The sequence below is a fragment of the bacterium genome (assembly GCA_016708315.1).
In the GTDB taxonomy this organism is placed as follows: Bacteria; Zixibacteria; MSB-5A5; order CAIYYT01; family CAIYYT01; genus JADJGC01.
Genome location: JADJGC010000005.1, coordinates 12,828 through 27,451, shown reverse-complemented (window position 1 = coordinate 27,451; position 14,624 = coordinate 12,828). Strand labels below are relative to the sequence as shown.

Sequence of the window (14,624 nt, the reverse complement as noted above, 5' to 3'; positions counted from 1 at the left end):
GCAGTATTAAAGGGTGTTCTCTGCTAAGCGCAATTCCAGCAGAGACTGGAGGAATGCAAGAGTCGATTCCGCGCCGAGATTTTCATTCGGTCGATCGGGATGTAAACCATCGCGACAACCGCCGGTTGTTGGATCGTAGATTGATAGATTTAGGTCGTTGCGCCCCAAGAACCATTCGAAGGCGCGTTGCGCTTCCTTGCGCCACTTATCGTCCAAAGTAATTCGGTATGCCTCAATGCAAGCCGATACCATGGCCTGACCCTCCACTGGCTGCTGGTCGAAACGCGCCCGCTCACCGCCTTTGCGGTAGAAACCGTTGGATCCGATTGGAACGAAATGCCCGCCTTTGGTGGCGCGCTGAACGTCTGCCAACCACGTCAAGGACTCGAGTCCAACTTCTATCATCTCCCTATTCTGAATCGAATGTCCGCAAATCAGTGAGGCATGTGGCAGAACTGCATTACAGTACGTAAGTCCGTCTTCGTACCAACGCCAATCGTCGGTACGACAGCGTTTGTACAAATCCATCAGCCGATGCGATAGCTCCACTTGAACCTGTCCGGCGCGACGGTCTCCGGCGAAGCGCCGCAAGTATTCATGGATGCCGATCAGCGCAAAAGCCCAAGCTCGAGGACTTGTAGTGTCGAGAATCGCCGGCACGGCTTTCTCAAATAACCAACCCGCCATACTCTGCAACGCCTTGGCTCGCGAGCGGCCCAACACCGTTCCGAGAGCCCATAATGCACGGCCATGGCTGTCTTCCGAACCGGTCACTTCCAGCCACGTTCGCTGATACGTCATGAAGTTACGAAAGCGCCCTGTCTCGGCATTATAAGCGTACCAGACAAACGCAAGGTATCGCGATGCCAGCTCGAATGCTTCCGGATTAACGACATCTTCCAATAGGGCACTCACGATGAGGGCACGAGCGTTGTCATCGGTGGTGTAGCCTTCGTGGTAATTTGGTATCGTGAAGATGGCGTGCTGCAAGATGCCGGTCTCGTCCGTCATGTTTCGCAGGTGATCGAGCCTCAATGTCGGGAGTTCACCGGGATGCTTATCAAGGGCCTTGACTGTAAAGCCGGGTCTGCTGAAATGGCGACGACCCGCGCGGGCGTGTTCAAATGTCTCGCGGTAGCGCTGCGCCACTTGCGGCCAGGTCATCTCTCTGCCGAACATATAGGCGCGCTTTCGCATCGCATGACGCGCCGCTTCGTCGTTCAGCAAGTTGATGACTTCTCTTGCGATTGCCGGCGGGTCGCGAAACGGCACCAGAACACCGCGCTCCTCTGCCAATAATTCTTCGGCGTACCAATACGGTGTCGATATGACTGCCTTTCCGGCGCCAAGGGTGTATGCGAGTGTACCCGAGGTGATCTGCGCTTGATTGAGATAGGGAGTAATGTAGATATCCGCAGCTCCGATGAATTCAATCAGCTCTTCCAAACTGACGAACCGATTATGAAATATGACATTGGCTTCCACGCCTCGCTCGCGAGCCAGCCATTGGAGCGAGAGCCGGTACGCCTCGCCATCAACTTCTTTCACATGAGGATGGGTTTCACCCAGTACCATATATACCACGTTCGGATGCACCGCCAGTATTGCCGGCAGTGCCTCGATAACATTCTCAATTCCTTTGCTTGAAGAAAGCAGTCCAAAACTAAGCAGGACCATTTTTCCTTCGACGCCGAATAGGTCCTTGTGGAAACTCGGGTCAACAAAGGGAACGTCAGGAATGCCATGAGGGATGAAGTCGACCTTATCCGGTGAGACATTGTAGATGCTGGACAAATACTCTTTGCCCCGGTGACTCATGACAACGAGCCGATCCGATAGCTTTGCGACTTCCTCAAGAACCCGCCGCTGGTCGGCATCCGGATCAGTTAAGATCGTGTGCAGCGTCGTTACAATCGGCATGCGCAACTCCCGCAACAAAGCCAGAATGTGACTGCCTGCTTTGCCTCCATAAATACCATATTCGTGTTGCAGGCAGACAAGATTCACGTCATTGATGTTCAGGAAGTCGGCGGCGCGGCGATACGAGTCGATATCCCGCTCTATCAGTTCGAACCGAACACGACCAGGATATTCGTACCCATGACTATTGTCGTTGACGGGAAGCGCAATACAGGTCGTGTCTTCATTGTCAGCGGCGATCGCTTCGCACAGATCGGTGGTAAATGTCGCTATACCGCAACGGCGCGGAGAATAATTACCGATGAATGCGATACGCTTTATTATTGAACTCACTGAATCATTCTGCAAAATTGAATTCTCCTATCTTTCGATCGCTTAACTACCAAGATGGCTCGCTCTGCAAGTCAGGCCTTGCATAAAGACCTTACCTGGTAGACGACCGAGATTATGTCATCTTACAATACTGCGAATCGCAAAGCGCGCAATCGTCCAAAAGGTTGAAATAGGAACTAACCCCTCCAAGGCAACGTATCGACTATCGTCAATATTCAAACGAGTAGTGAATCAGGGAGGCAGAGCTAAAGAGACCATCGAGTTGGACTTATCGTCTTGCAGAATGTTAAATCGCGCCGTTTCCGGTTCGCAGTAATATGTTCTTTGCCAACAAACTGCATCAAGTAAGCGTACTTACTTAACGTGAGTAACTCGACAGCATCAAGGGTATGTGGCAATTTGGCATCAATTTGTTGCTTGAAGACTAATTGTAGATTTACTATACTACAATTAATGACGAGTCATCTAAGTGAGTGCGGAGAACACACGCGTGCCTAAAATTCGTGTTCTACTCATAGAAGACAATCGCCTTCTTCGAGAAGGTATTACAAAGATGTTAAATGCCGAGGCCGACATGAAAGTGCTCGCGTCTTCCGGCAAGGGCGACACCATCGAAAAAGCAAAAGAGCTGAATCCGGATGTCGTGCTGCTCGATATGGGGCTGAAGAACCAGAATAGTCTTGTGGCAGTCGGCGTGATAAAGAAGCAGTTTCCTTCAACTCACGTCGTTGTCATGGATCTGGTGCCGGCACATGCGGAGGTTGCTGAATTTGTTCGTGCCGGTGTTGCCGGTTTCATCCTCAAAGATGCCACACTTCGTGATTTCCTGCATACAATCAGATCAGTCGCGAAGGGCGTCAAGATTCTCCCCCCGCTGATGACCAGCTCCCTGTTTTCGCAGATTGTCGATCACGCAATTCAGTCGGGTAAAACGGAGAAGTTGTTAAATTCCGTCAAGATGACCAGCCGCGAACAGGATGTCATTGTTCACATAGCCGCCGGGAAAAGCAATAAGGAGATCTCCAGCGAACTGAATATTGCCGTCTACACGGTCAAGAGCCATGTACATAATATTCTGGAAAAATTGGCTCTGCATTCCCGCCTCGAATTAGCCACATACGCCCATACGCGCGGGATGGAAAGAAAGAGTCCGTCCCTATCGTCGGATAATGGCGATTAGTTACTCCACAAAAGAGTTAACTACATTATCAATCCTAAGAACAGTTGATTTCCACCGATACGTGCCGTATGCCTAAATAGACATATGCCATTGTTCTGATCTTTTTCGGCCAAGTTCACCTGACTTTGAAAGATCCTTGATCACTATGGTGAAAGAATTGATGATCGATGAAACGAATAAAGATCCTTCTGATCGAAGACAATCGTTTCCTGCGCGAGGAGACGGCTGCGTTACTTAACGACCAGGCCGACATTATAGCTGTGTCTGCAGCCGGCAACCGAAGCGCCATTGCGAAAGCCGAGGCACTGGTACCGGACGTTGTGCTCCTCGACATCGGTCTCAAAAGTCAAAACAGTCTAAAAGTAGTGGCACTAATCAAGAAATTGCTGCCGCGAACGGAGGTCATTGTCATGGATTTGATTCCTACACAAACGGAAGTGGGCGAGTTTATCAAAGCCGGCGTGTCGGGATTTGTTCCCAAAGACGCAACGGTTGCTGATTTTCTCCGCACTATAAGAACTGTTGTTAAAGGCGTTAAGGTCCTGCCGCCAACAGAGGCGGATTCGCTTTTCTCTCGGGTTGTGGAAAGCGCGATTCAGGAAGGCAAAACGCAACAGGTGATAGATTCGGTCAAATTGACTAAACGCGAATTGGAAGTCGTCGTCCTGTTGGCGGAGGCAAAGAGCATCGCGGCGATTGCCCGCAAACTCAAAATTGCCGTCTTCACTGTAAAGGGACATCAACGAAACATTCTCGATAAACTTGCGCTTCACACTCGTCTGGAATCCCTCGATCCCGCCTTTGGTGACCGCAAAGCGAAAGCCAAAGTCCAAGCGACGCTAATCGATTCCGCTTTCTCCTCATCCCATTGGGTTAGCTCCCTTTTCAACCCCACGAGCTATAGAATCTCAATTAGTATTTGTCGTAGTTAGTACAGAAGCAAAGACCACTCCCGGAAGCACAACAACCTTTCGAAGCAGACGGATCTAATGCGGGGCCGCATGAGTAATTGGATTCTCGAATGTAGTTCGAATCCAAATGCTCGCTCGATAGCGAAGAAGTCCGAACATCGCCACGGACGAAAGTTGAGGTATCGCCTAATGATGAACAACAGTGAGAATCGATTGACATTCAAGACCGAAGTCTTACCGGACCTTGAAATCCTCCTGCAATTCTCGTTATGGCTGACCAAGAATGGCAGCGATGCGTCCAGCCTGATGCGCGACGCACTTAAAGAAGCATTCGAGTCTTGGGAAAATCGGACGCCTGACGAAAGCCGCAGGATCTGGATACACAAAATTCTCACCCGGCGATTCTTCAATGGATTCCAACAAGCGCAAAAATCGCAGGCGCCGATAGCCGTCAACGTGGATGACCGTCTGATAAAGAACAATCGCCTTTTTCCAGATGCGACAATCAACTTCCGCCAGCCGTCCTTTCTGTCCGGCGAATCGAATGAAGATCTCGATTACTTCAAAGCTATTGCCTGCCTGCCGGCAGTATATCGCTCAGCAATGATCTTGTCTTGCTTAGAGGGATTCTCCAATCGGGAGATCGCCGAGCTTGCAGGAGTCGAGCCGCAGAAGGTTGAAACGTTGCTCAATCGCGGCCGCACATTTTTGCGCGAAGAGCTTTATGCACATCTGATGGGCAAGGAAGAGTTCAAAGAGGAATCAGACCAGGAGTCGGCAAGCGCATGAAAAACAACATCGCACCAAAACTGACTCGCCAGAACGATGACGAAACTCAGTGTGGCGAGAAGATGCGTGATTTTGAAGAACACGCGTTGACTCAACTCGAGGATATGTATCGCACAGCTTCATGTCTCGTCGGTACCGACGTCCAAGCGCGAGAACTTGTACAGGAGTCACTTTGCGCGGCATATAAATCGTGGGATGAACTTCAGCCCTGGGCGAACCGCCGTGTTTGGCTCTTTAGAATCTTGGCTAAAGCCTACATCAACAAGTTCCGACCATTCCCCGGATTGATTGAGTCGCTCAATGCAGCCTATTGGCCTGAAGGGTACAGTTCAGCTTCGCGGCCGGCGATTCAGCCGCGACTTGATGATTCCGGCAAAACCATGCCCATCAGCATGAATGCCGCAATCAATATTGCGAGCGAAACCGAGGACTTTAGACCGCGAAGACGGTTCACGACACCGATGAGTGAGAACGGCTCTTTGTCGTCTCATTCACCACGACTCAGCATCGCGCTTAACAGTGCAGCCGCATTTGATGATTTTCAACCCAAGCGCCAGTCTGATTACCCACCGCAAACGAGTGTCCCCGACGAATCCACGCTTTCAGGTTTGAGCAGCAACGAAGTCAAAAAAGCCATTAGGGCGCTTCCCGATGATGTCAGGCTGTTAGTGGTGTTGTCGATGCTCGGAGTCTTCTCGCACGGAGAAACAGCTCAAATCGCCGGCATCCGTTTAGCGACTGTAAAATCCAATCTTCCTCGTGGCCGCAAACTCTTTAGAGAGAGTCTCGCCACCATGTCGTGCATGGAGCAGGTACGCCTTGTGCACAGGCGGAGTGAGGAGGAATAGAACGGGTATGGAAAGTAATATCGAAACAGTAATTCAATCACCATTTCACTCAGGAGTAAACATGTCTAAGAATTTCATTCTCTCACTGGTCGGCTTGCTCGCGCTCGCCCTTGTGTCGTGCGGCACCGGCAACACCAGCGGACAGCCTTCCGGTAAGGCGCCGGTAGTCGAAAAACCGGTGAAGCAAACTCAGTATGTCACCATGCCGGAGAATACCGCGATCTCCGTTACGCTTACCGATTCGATCGACACTGATGTCGATGTCACTGGCGGTGACTTCCGGGCTCAGCTTAGTCGTTCAATCATGGTCGACGGACACACTCTGTTTGCCGACGGCGCCAGTGCCAAAGGAACGCTCAACAAGGTTGTTGAGTCGGGCCGTCTCAAGACTCCGGCTGAACTCAACTTCACTTTGACTTCAATACAGGATGGAAGTGGCCGCTGGATCGACGTTGGTACCAACACCATTCTTGAAAAGAAAGCGTCGCACACAAATAGACAGGTCGCCTTGATCGGCGGCGGTGCAATTGTCGGTGGCATCATCGGCAAAATCATTGACAGAAAAGGCAGCACCGAAATCGGCGCAGCCGCTGGCGCAGCCGCCGGCACTGGTGCAGCTGCCGCAACCGGCAAGCAGGACATCTTCCATGGCGTTGGCACGGAAGTGACTTTCTACACAAGTCAATCGAAACAAATCGCTCTTAAATAGATAGAAACGAAAACTCATAAGTAAAGGAATGCAAGAATGAAAAGAATCATCATAACATCTTTGATACTCGCTCTGGTGCTGAGTATGACCGCTTTTGGTCTCCGACGCCCGGTTGGCTTCCGCGGTATTGGACCAAGAGTTGGACTGACGGTTAATCCTGATCAGTTCCATGTCGGATTCCATATGGACCTTGGCGATCTATCGAACAACTTCATGATGCAGCCAAATCTTGAAATCGGTTTCGGCCAGAATGTCACCACAATCGCACCGACGTTCGAGCTTGACTACCGCTTCCGCAATGATTGGGGAGTGTGGACGCCTTACCTCGGTGGCGGCGTAGGACCGGTGATCTACTCATCGAAGCACGGCCATAGCAACTCCGAACTTGGGGTCTACTTGCAATTCGGAATTGGCAAAGGTCGCTCTGCAAGCCAGTCCGGACGCTTCTTTGTTGAAGGCAAACTTGGCTTAGCTGACGCACCTGACTTCAAGGCTACCGTCGGCTGGACATTCGGGAAGTAACTCTAAGAGCAGCTTCACTGATCTGGACGTCGCACTTAACCGAAACGGAATCGAAGCCATGAAAACTTTGATTTAAAACCTACTTGGATGGCCGCCGGCCGATGCAACAATCACCGGTTGGCGGTTTCTCCGAAGCACTGAAAGGAGATTAACATGCTTTGGACAATCGGAGTCGTGTTGCTCATTCTCTGGGTCTTGGGACTAGTCGCTGGAATTACGTTGAGTGGATTTATTCACTTGATGCCCGTAATCGCACTCGCGGCGATCTTTCTCCAGCTAGTCTCTGGACGTCGAATCAATGATTATTAATACCTTGTCTGCGCGATTGAAACCGCGGCTCGCAAGTGAATCGAAAGGAAATTCAAATGTTGTGGACTGTAGCTGTAGTATTGTTGGTCCTGTGGGCTCTCGGCTTGGTGACCGGTTATACGATGAGCGGATTTATCCATATTCTTATCGTAATTGCCATTGTGGCCGTGTTGGTCCGGATAATTTCGGGTCGACGAATTCTATGATGCGACCATCTGAAACGGCGGTGCGGCTGTTGGAGTCATTTCGCTAAACGTTGGGTGCAGAAGGAAGACTCATGTTTCCGTGAGTTGGCGTTCCTTCGCACCGGACATATGGGCAGTGTACTGCCCGAAGCAATGAATCTTGCCGCACTCGGCAAAGTAGCGTGAGTCGTGGATCAAAGTGATCTATCCACAAGACTAATGAAGGAGTAGCAAAAGCCGTGAATATCCCGGAAGTCTCAAAATTCGCAATGTTCCCGCGCCCGCCTTGCGACAAGCGAGTATCGACCGAGAAACGCCTGTTGCAGGATGGCGTTCTCTCGAACTGCAAACTGGAAGGGCTAACTGTATACCCTACATACAGAAAACCCTTCGACTTGATCGCCGAAGGGGTCTCTTTGCAGTTTAAGCTCCCCGAATAGGGCAGAACTCAGAACTTTTGAACTGACGGCGTCTCTTGACAATGTTTCCCGAATAGCTTCAAAATCTGCCCCGACTTCTGCGTCTGCAAGAAACAACCCATAGTGATTGCGAATATCTTCTCAAATTTGTGCTTGACGAAGGTCTTGCTGTCGATATATTAAGACAAGAGACTCTTAATACCGGAATAGGCAATGCTGTTTTCTAAAGGTTGTACATACGCGATTCGCGCCGCTCTACTGGTGGCGGTGAAAGAGACGCGAGAGGGACGCAAGTTCATTCCTATTCGGGAACTCGCCGACGAACTTGATCTGTCGTTTCACTTTCTCACCAAGATACTACAGGTTCTCACCGAGGCGGAAATCATGGAATCTTTCCGTCGTCCAAACGTAGGTATCGGGCTTGCCCGGGAAGCCAACAAGGAATGTCGCTATTCTCCGAGTGCGCCTTGGGACTTCCCGACTGCGGAGAGGCCAAGCCCTGCCCATTGCACCAATCTTGGTCCAAGCGACGGGACGAATTGAAGCGGATGTTCGAAAAGACGACGCTGGCCACACTTGCACAGGACTTCAGTAAAGACAGCTTGAGGAGTTAGGGCTATAGTATGAATACACCCGCCAGTAATTCTGCGCCTATTAAGGATAACCGACTCCGAAATCGGCATTTCGGTTGGTTAAACGAGACAGCGATTAAAGCTCAAAATTTCTATATCAAATGAAAGGATTGTGACAATGAACCTTGGACGAACAGTTTCAAGAATGATCTCGCTGGCTGGCCTGCTTGCTTGCGGTTGGTTGATGGGCGGGTGCTCATCGACGCCAGAGACGGATGCCGAACGCCAAGCCAGATGGCAGCAAGGAAATCTCACGAGTTGGGAAATCCAGCACGGAATCGGTCCAGTCGTGGAGGACATCCAATTAGCAGCCGTGGACAACGCTTTGGCCGAACGCGGCAAGGCGATATTTGTCCAGAAATGTGCAACCTGTCACTATCTCGACATGAAAAAGACTGGTCCTCCGCTTCGCGACGTGACAAAACGGCGGTCTGCAGAGTACGTCATGAATCAAATCCTGAATCCCGAACAAATGGGCAAAATGCATCCGGACGGCAGGCAGCTGGTGGCACAGTACGCGCAGTTCATGACCATCCAAGGTATCACGCGCGACAACACACTTGAGCTGCTTGATTTCCTGCGCTCCGAAGCTGGTAACCCGCCTGCGCCGATGGAACAACAGCCGGGCTTCGGAACACCGCCGCCCCCGCCAACAGCGGATGCGAAGTGAGATACTCGATGACACAGCTTAATGAGAGTTATTCCCATCGGAAGGAGCGGAAGATGAAGAGGTCCCTTATTGTCGCCATGGGATTTGTCGTATCGATAATTGGCATCGCGGCGTTGTTCTCCGGCTGTTCGCCCAAGAAAGAGGTTGGCGGATTCGGGGATGCGGCGGAAAAGGTCTATGTCGCGCCGGGAAGTTATGATGAATTTTACGCCTTCATGTCCGGTGGATTTTCCGGACAGGTTTCGGTATACGGTTTGCCATCGGGGCGGTTGTTCAGGGTAATTCCAGTGTTTAGCGTCGATCCGGAGAAGGGCTACGGATATTCGGAAGAGACGAAGCCGTTGCTGATGACTTCGCACGGTTTTGTGCCGTGGGATGATGCTCACCACCCGCAGCTGTCGGTGACCGACGGGCAGTCCGACGGCCGGTGGCTGTTCATCAACGGCAACAATACCCCACGTATCGCGCGCATGGATCTCACGACGTTCGAAACCGTGGAGACGATTGAAATTCCCAATTCGGGCGGCAATCACGGTTCACCATTTTTGACTCCGAACAACGAGTATGTGGTAGCCTCAACCCGGTTTAGCGTTCCGATTCCGCAGCAGGATGTGTCTATCTCCTCGTTCAAAGAGAACTTCAAGGGAACGATATCGTTTATTAGCGTCGATTCTGTGAGCGGACGGATGAAGATCGCATTTCAAATTCTCGTGCCGGGAATCAACTACGATCTGTCGCGTTCCGGCAAGGGGCCGTCGCACGGTTGGTCATTCTTCAGCTCATACAATTCCGAACAGGCCAATACGCAACTTGAAGTGAATGCATCAAAGAACGACAAGGACTTCGTTGCGGCAATCAATTGGAAGCTGGCCGAAGAGCTGATCGCACAGGGTAAGGGTCAAGATTGGACGGCTTCGCATTACCACAATTACATGGACGATGCCGATGTTGGCCAAAGTGAAGTTCTAAACTCGGTCAAGGTGCTGGTTGCAAAGGACCATCCGGGACTGATGTACTACCTGCCGACACCCAAGTCGCCGCATGGCTGCGACATCGATCCGTCCGGCGAGTACATTGTTGCCGGAGGGAAGCTTGCAGCTCTCATACCGGTGCACTCGTTCAGCAAATTCAAAAAGGCTGCTGAAGCCAGCGATTTCGAAGGTGAGTTTGACGGAATACCGATTGTCAAGTACGAGTCGGTAATTGCGGGAGAAGTCAAGGATCCGGGCTTAGGGCCGCTTCACACGGAATTTGACGGGCAGGGTTTCGGGTACACTTCCATGTTCTTGTCTTCCGAGATTGTGAAGTGGAAGATCGGAACGTGGGAAGTCGTTGATCGCATCCCGACTTATTATTCGATCGGGCACTTGATGATTCCGGGCGGCGACACCAAGCAGCCATATGGCAAGTATGTTGTCGCGCTGAATAAGATTACCAAGGATCGCTACCTGCCGACTGGACCCGAACTGACGCAATCCGCGCAGTTGATCGATATCACCGGCGACAAGATGAAGCTTCTACTCGACTTCCCGACCATCGGCGAGCCGCATTACGCGCAGGCGCTTCCGGCGACAATGATCAAAGACCGCTCGGTGCGGTGGTATCCAATCGCTGAGAACAAGAATCCATTTGCGATCAAGGCCGAGAACGAGTCGCGTATCGAACGCGACGGTAAGACGGTGCATGTGTACATGAGTACGATTCGCACGCACTTTGTCCCGGACAACATTGAGGGGATCAAGGTTGGCGACAAAGTCTATTTCCATGTGACCAATCTCGAACAGGATTGGGATGTTCCACACGGATTCAGTGTGATGGGTGCGACGACATCGGAACTACTTGTCATGCCGGGACAAACCCGCACACTACTGTGGGAACCGAAGATGGCCGGTGTCATACCGTTCTATTGCACCGACTTCTGTTCGGCGCTGCATCAGGAGATGCAAGGCTGGATCAGGGTTTCCAGTTAGGTGCTGATGGAGTCACAGTGCTCAATAATATTGAAGCCGGTTTCCAGAAAAAGCGGAAACCGGTGATGCTGACCAATGGCAGCAGGAAGCAGGCAAGGAGTCAAATCATGAAACCGCTATCTCGAGCATCAATTGCTGTCGCAGCCCTGTTGCTCACATTGACATACTTCCTGCCGTTGTGGGAGATCGAGTTGATTGCGCCGCAATATCCGGAAGGTTTGGGGATGGAGATTTGGATCAATCAAGTGCAGGGGCAGCACCCGGGTGATCTTGCCAAGATCAACAATCTGAATCATTATATTGGCATGAAGCATATCAAACCGGAATCGATTCCAGAACTACGCATCATGCCGTGGGTTATGCGGGCAGTGATGCTGTTTGGACTGGCGGTGGCCATCAGTGGACGAAAATGGATGTTGACAGCGTGGCTGGTCATTTTCCTGGTGGTCGCATTGGCAGGATTGGTGGATTTCTACCTATGGGGTTATGACTACGGTCACAACTTGGATTTGGAAAATGCGATCATCAAGGTGCCGGGCATGACCTATCAACCGCCGCTGATCGGCAGCAAGAAATTGCTGAATTTCGAAGCGGTGTCGCTGCCTGGACTCGGTGGGTGGGCTGCGATAGGGAGTGTGTTGGCGGGAGCGCTGATCTGGTTTATGGAAACGCGCAGAGCAAGAAAGGTGATTCCAAATGTCGATTAGGCAGATGACGGCAATGCTGGTAATGACTTTGATAGCGGCCGCTCTGATTGGGTGCGCAGGTTATGCTCCGGAAGAAATCCACTACGGTACCGACCAGTGTGATTACTGCAAGATGACGATTGCCGATAAGAGTTTCGGTTCCGAGTTGATTACTCAAAAGGGGAAAGTATTGAAATACGATTCCATCGAGTGTTTGGCCGCTGCCGACATGGTGTTTGCAAACAAATCGCAGGATGTGCACTCACGGTGGGTGACCGACTTTGGCCAACCTGGTCAATTTCTGGATGCGAACAAGGCCTGGATCGTTCTCGCGGAGCGCCAGAAGAGCCCGATGGGGATTGGGTTGGTTGCGGTCAGTACGGAAGAATCAGCAACGAAACTTATCGATGATGTTGGCGGCAGAATTGTAACATGGGGCGAGATCAAGGGAAATCGTGACAGTGGCTTGGAAACTGGAGAACAGCAATTGACTCTTTGGTCGAAGTCATGCCGGACAGGGCAGAGCATTCGTCACAGCGAATTCTCCCGCCACATTGCCGGAGTGCTGGTTGCAGTTTGCCTGGTCATAGGGTCGAAGTCGACTGTTGCGACTGTGATCACGGTGCAGCCGGGAGGAGCGATTCAATCCGTGTCCGAAGCACTCTCGCTGGCCATGCCGGGCGATACTGTGCGCGTCGAGTCGGGGACTTACCTTGAGGCAAACCTCCGCGTTGTCAAGCCAATGACATTGATAGGCAACGATTGGCCGGTTGTGAATGCCGCCGGGCGCGGACCAATATTCGAAGTGACCGCTGCCAATGTCGTTATCAGCGGATTTGAACTTCGCGGCGTTCCAGTTAGTTTCGTCAAAGAACACGCCGCGATTCTACTAAGTGAGACGGAAAACTGTGAAGTGCGCGACAATCGTTTTGTCGACAATTTCTTTGCGGTCTACCTGGCGCATTCCAAACGATGTCGAGTCATTCGAAATTCAATAGTCGGTTCAGCGACGGCACTGACTTCCGCAGGCAACGGTGTTCACATGTGGTACTGCAGAGACATTGCAGTTCAGGATAATCAGATTCATGGTCAGCGCGACGGCATCTATCTGGAGTTTGTTAAGCACAGTACGATCAGCGGGAATGACAGTTCGGACAATTTGCGTTACGGATTGCATTTCATGTTCTCTGACAGTTGCCGGTACGAAAAGAATCGTTTTGCCCGCAACGGCGCCGGAGTTGCCGTGATGTATACGAGTCAAGTTGACATGTTAGGAAATTCATTTGAGGATAGTTGGGGCGGCGCCTCGTATGGGTTGCTGCTCAAGGATATCAGAGACAGTCGCGTGCGGGGAAATGCCATCACGAGAAACTCCGTCGGTATATACCTTGAGGGTTCGGATCGCATCGTCATTTCAGGCAATCAATTTCATGCCAATGGGTGGGCGATCAAGATCATGGCAAATTGTGTCGGGAGCAAAGTCATAGCAAACGACTTTATTGATAATTCTTTCCAAGTTGCCACCAACAGCAGGCAGAGCTTCAGCGAGTTTGACGGCAATTATTGGAGCACCTATCATGGGTACGATCTTGATCGTGACGGTTATGGCGATATGCCGTATCGGCCTGTCAGTCTGTATTCTTTGATAGTGGAATCTGAACCGGCGACCATGGTGCTGATTCGCAGCCTTTTGGTCGATTTGCTCAATCTCGCGGAGCGCATCATGCCGACACTCACGCCGGAGGCCCTGGCGGACGCGAAACCAAGGATGAAGCCGGTCTCATGATAGAAGTCACTAATCTCCATAAGCGCTTCGGCAAGTTTGTCGCGCTGCACGATGTTTCGCTCTCCATTGAGCGCGGGAGTGTCACAGGTATCATCGGGCCTAACGGTTCCGGCAAGTCAACATTGATCAAGTGCCTGCTCGGGTTGGTGAATCCGACTTCCGGCACGATCACGATCAATGGATCCGTTCTGGATGGAGCATGCGACTATCGTCAATCCATCGGCTACGTACCGCAGATTGCCCGCTTCCCGCAGGATCTCACCGGTAACGAGATCATTGACATTGTCAAGGGATTGCGGAAGGAGCCCGCCAGTTTGGAACGTGAATTGGTCGAGCGGTTCGATTTGCGGCATGAGCTTGCCAAGCGAACACGCGCACTATCTGGCGGAACTCGCCAGAAGTTGAGTATGGTGCTTGCCGGGATGTACGATCCCGAGTTGCTCATCCTCGATGAACCGACAGCGGGACTTGATCCGGTTTCCAACATTCGTCTCAAGCAGTTCATTGGCGATCATCGCAATCAGAAGCGAACGGTTCTCATTACCACGCACATTATGAGTGACTTGGAAGAAATGGCAGACGAGGTCGTCATCATCATTGATGGCCGAATTCGTTTTGCCGGTCCGATTCGCGAACTCAAGGTTCAGACCGGTGAACTTCGGCTTGAAGTAGCGGTTGCACGTCTGCTCGAAAGGGAGGCGGCATGAGATTGGCTCTTCACATCGGCTGGTATGCTATCCGTGATGTTGCCCGCA

15 protein-coding genes are annotated in these 14,624 nt (G+C 51.4%); 14 read left to right on the top strand and 1 reads right to left on the bottom strand.

Going from position 1 to position 14,624, the window contains the following annotated elements; translation table 11 throughout:
• Nucleotides 1-6: 6 nt before the first annotated feature.
• Nucleotides 7-2,241 carry a glycosyltransferase family 4 protein gene (locus IPH59_06665; GenBank protein MBK7091387.1) on the bottom strand — a complete coding sequence of 745 codons (2,235 nt, stop codon included), beginning with the start codon at nt 2,239-2,241 and terminating at the stop codon, nt 7-9.
• A gap of 502 nt (nt 2,242-2,743) precedes the next feature.
• Between IPH59_06665 and IPH59_06660 the strand changes: the two genes are divergently transcribed.
• The 14 genes from IPH59_06660 (at nt 2,744) to IPH59_06595 (ending at nt 14,576) form a co-directional block, all read left to right on the top strand.
• Nucleotides 2,744-3,433: a response regulator transcription factor gene (locus IPH59_06660; protein MBK7091386.1), complete on the top strand. Its 690-nt coding sequence runs from the start codon at nt 2,744-2,746 to the stop codon at nt 3,431-3,433.
• Between the two features lie 167 nt (nt 3,434-3,600).
• Nucleotides 3,601-4,365 carry a response regulator transcription factor gene (locus IPH59_06655; GenBank protein MBK7091385.1) on the top strand — a complete coding sequence of 255 codons (765 nt, stop codon included), beginning with the start codon at nt 3,601-3,603 and terminating at the stop codon, nt 4,363-4,365.
• Nucleotides 4,366-4,533: 168 nt separating this feature from the next.
• Entirely contained in the window at nt 4,534-5,133 is a 600-nt protein-coding gene (locus tag IPH59_06650; GenBank protein MBK7091384.1) for a hypothetical protein, read from the top strand.
• The gene (locus tag IPH59_06645; GenBank protein ID MBK7091383.1) at nt 5,130-5,981 is read left to right on the top strand and encodes a hypothetical protein; all 852 of its coding nucleotides are present in this window, start codon (nt 5,130-5,132) and stop codon (nt 5,979-5,981) included. The genes IPH59_06650 and IPH59_06645 overlap by 4 nt, the downstream gene beginning before the upstream one ends.
• Nucleotides 5,982-6,042: 61 nt before the next feature.
• Nucleotides 6,043-6,690: a hypothetical protein gene (locus IPH59_06640; GenBank protein ID MBK7091382.1), complete on the top strand. Its 648-nt coding sequence runs from the start codon at nt 6,043-6,045 to the stop codon at nt 6,688-6,690.
• 36 nt (nt 6,691-6,726) lie between these two features.
• Nucleotides 6,727-7,212: a hypothetical protein gene (locus tag IPH59_06635; protein MBK7091381.1), complete on the top strand. Its 486-nt coding sequence runs from the start codon at nt 6,727-6,729 to the stop codon at nt 7,210-7,212.
• 153 nt (nt 7,213-7,365) lie between these two features.
• Nucleotides 7,366-7,521: a lmo0937 family membrane protein gene (locus IPH59_06630; protein ID MBK7091380.1), complete on the top strand. Its 156-nt coding sequence runs from the start codon at nt 7,366-7,368 to the stop codon at nt 7,519-7,521.
• Between the two features lie 56 nt (nt 7,522-7,577).
• A complete protein-coding gene (locus IPH59_06625) occupies nt 7,578-7,727 on the top strand; it encodes a lmo0937 family membrane protein (GenBank protein MBK7091379.1) in 150 nt (49 codons plus the stop codon).
• Between the two features lie 611 nt (nt 7,728-8,338).
• Nucleotides 8,339-8,668, top strand: a complete 330-nt coding sequence (locus IPH59_06620) for an Rrf2 family transcriptional regulator (protein ID MBK7091378.1) — start codon at nt 8,339-8,341, stop codon at nt 8,666-8,668.
• A 207-nt stretch (nt 8,669-8,875) separates the two neighbouring features.
• Nucleotides 8,876-9,427 carry a c-type cytochrome gene (locus IPH59_06615; protein MBK7091377.1) on the top strand — a complete coding sequence of 184 codons (552 nt, stop codon included), beginning with the start codon at nt 8,876-8,878 and terminating at the stop codon, nt 9,425-9,427.
• Nucleotides 9,428-9,504: 77 nt separating this feature from the next.
• Nucleotides 9,505-11,397, top strand: a complete 1,893-nt coding sequence (gene nosZ, locus IPH59_06610) for a Sec-dependent nitrous-oxide reductase (GenBank protein ID MBK7091376.1) — start codon at nt 9,505-9,507, stop codon at nt 11,395-11,397.
• A 107-nt stretch (nt 11,398-11,504) separates the two neighbouring features.
• Entirely contained in the window at nt 11,505-12,104 is a 600-nt protein-coding gene (locus tag IPH59_06605) for a hypothetical protein (protein ID MBK7091375.1), read from the top strand.
• A complete protein-coding gene (nosD, locus tag IPH59_06600; protein MBK7091374.1) occupies nt 12,094-13,869 on the top strand; it encodes a nitrous oxide reductase family maturation protein NosD in 1,776 nt (591 codons plus the stop codon). The genes IPH59_06605 and nosD overlap by 11 nt, the downstream gene beginning before the upstream one ends.
• Nucleotides 13,866-14,576 (top strand): ABC transporter ATP-binding protein, encoded by a 711-nt coding sequence (locus IPH59_06595; protein MBK7091373.1) that lies wholly within the window; start codon nt 13,866-13,868, stop codon nt 14,574-14,576. Before nosD ends, IPH59_06595 begins: the two co-directional genes overlap by 4 nt.
• Nucleotides 14,577-14,624: the final 48 nt, after the last annotated feature.

Bases quoted from the DNA above. Each gene is read 5' to 3' on its own strand.
- IPH59_06620 (MBK7091378.1), top strand. From the start codon at position 8,339: ATGCTGTTTTCTAAAGGTTGTACATACGCGATTCGCGCCGCTCTACTG.
- IPH59_06655 (MBK7091385.1), top strand. From the start codon at position 3,601: ATGAAACGAATAAAGATCCTTCTGATCGAAGACAATCGTTTCCTGCGC.
- IPH59_06645 (MBK7091383.1), top strand. From the start codon at position 5,130: ATGAAAAACAACATCGCACCAAAACTGACTCGCCAGAACGATGACGAA.
- IPH59_06640 (MBK7091382.1), top strand. From the start codon at position 6,043: ATGTCTAAGAATTTCATTCTCTCACTGGTCGGCTTGCTCGCGCTCGCC.
- nosZ (MBK7091376.1), top strand. From the start codon at position 9,505: ATGGGATTTGTCGTATCGATAATTGGCATCGCGGCGTTGTTCTCCGGC.
- IPH59_06630 (MBK7091380.1), top strand. From the start codon at position 7,366: ATGCTTTGGACAATCGGAGTCGTGTTGCTCATTCTCTGGGTCTTGGGA.
- IPH59_06625 (MBK7091379.1), top strand. From the start codon at position 7,578: ATGTTGTGGACTGTAGCTGTAGTATTGTTGGTCCTGTGGGCTCTCGGC.
- IPH59_06650 (MBK7091384.1), top strand. From the start codon at position 4,534: ATGATGAACAACAGTGAGAATCGATTGACATTCAAGACCGAAGTCTTA.
- IPH59_06595 (MBK7091373.1), top strand. From the start codon at position 13,866: ATGATAGAAGTCACTAATCTCCATAAGCGCTTCGGCAAGTTTGTCGCG.
- IPH59_06635 (MBK7091381.1), top strand. From the start codon at position 6,727: ATGAAAAGAATCATCATAACATCTTTGATACTCGCTCTGGTGCTGAGT.
- IPH59_06615 (MBK7091377.1), top strand. From the start codon at position 8,876: ATGAACCTTGGACGAACAGTTTCAAGAATGATCTCGCTGGCTGGCCTG.
- IPH59_06605 (MBK7091375.1), top strand. From the start codon at position 11,505: ATGAAACCGCTATCTCGAGCATCAATTGCTGTCGCAGCCCTGTTGCTC.
- nosD (MBK7091374.1), top strand. From the start codon at position 12,094: ATGTCGATTAGGCAGATGACGGCAATGCTGGTAATGACTTTGATAGCG.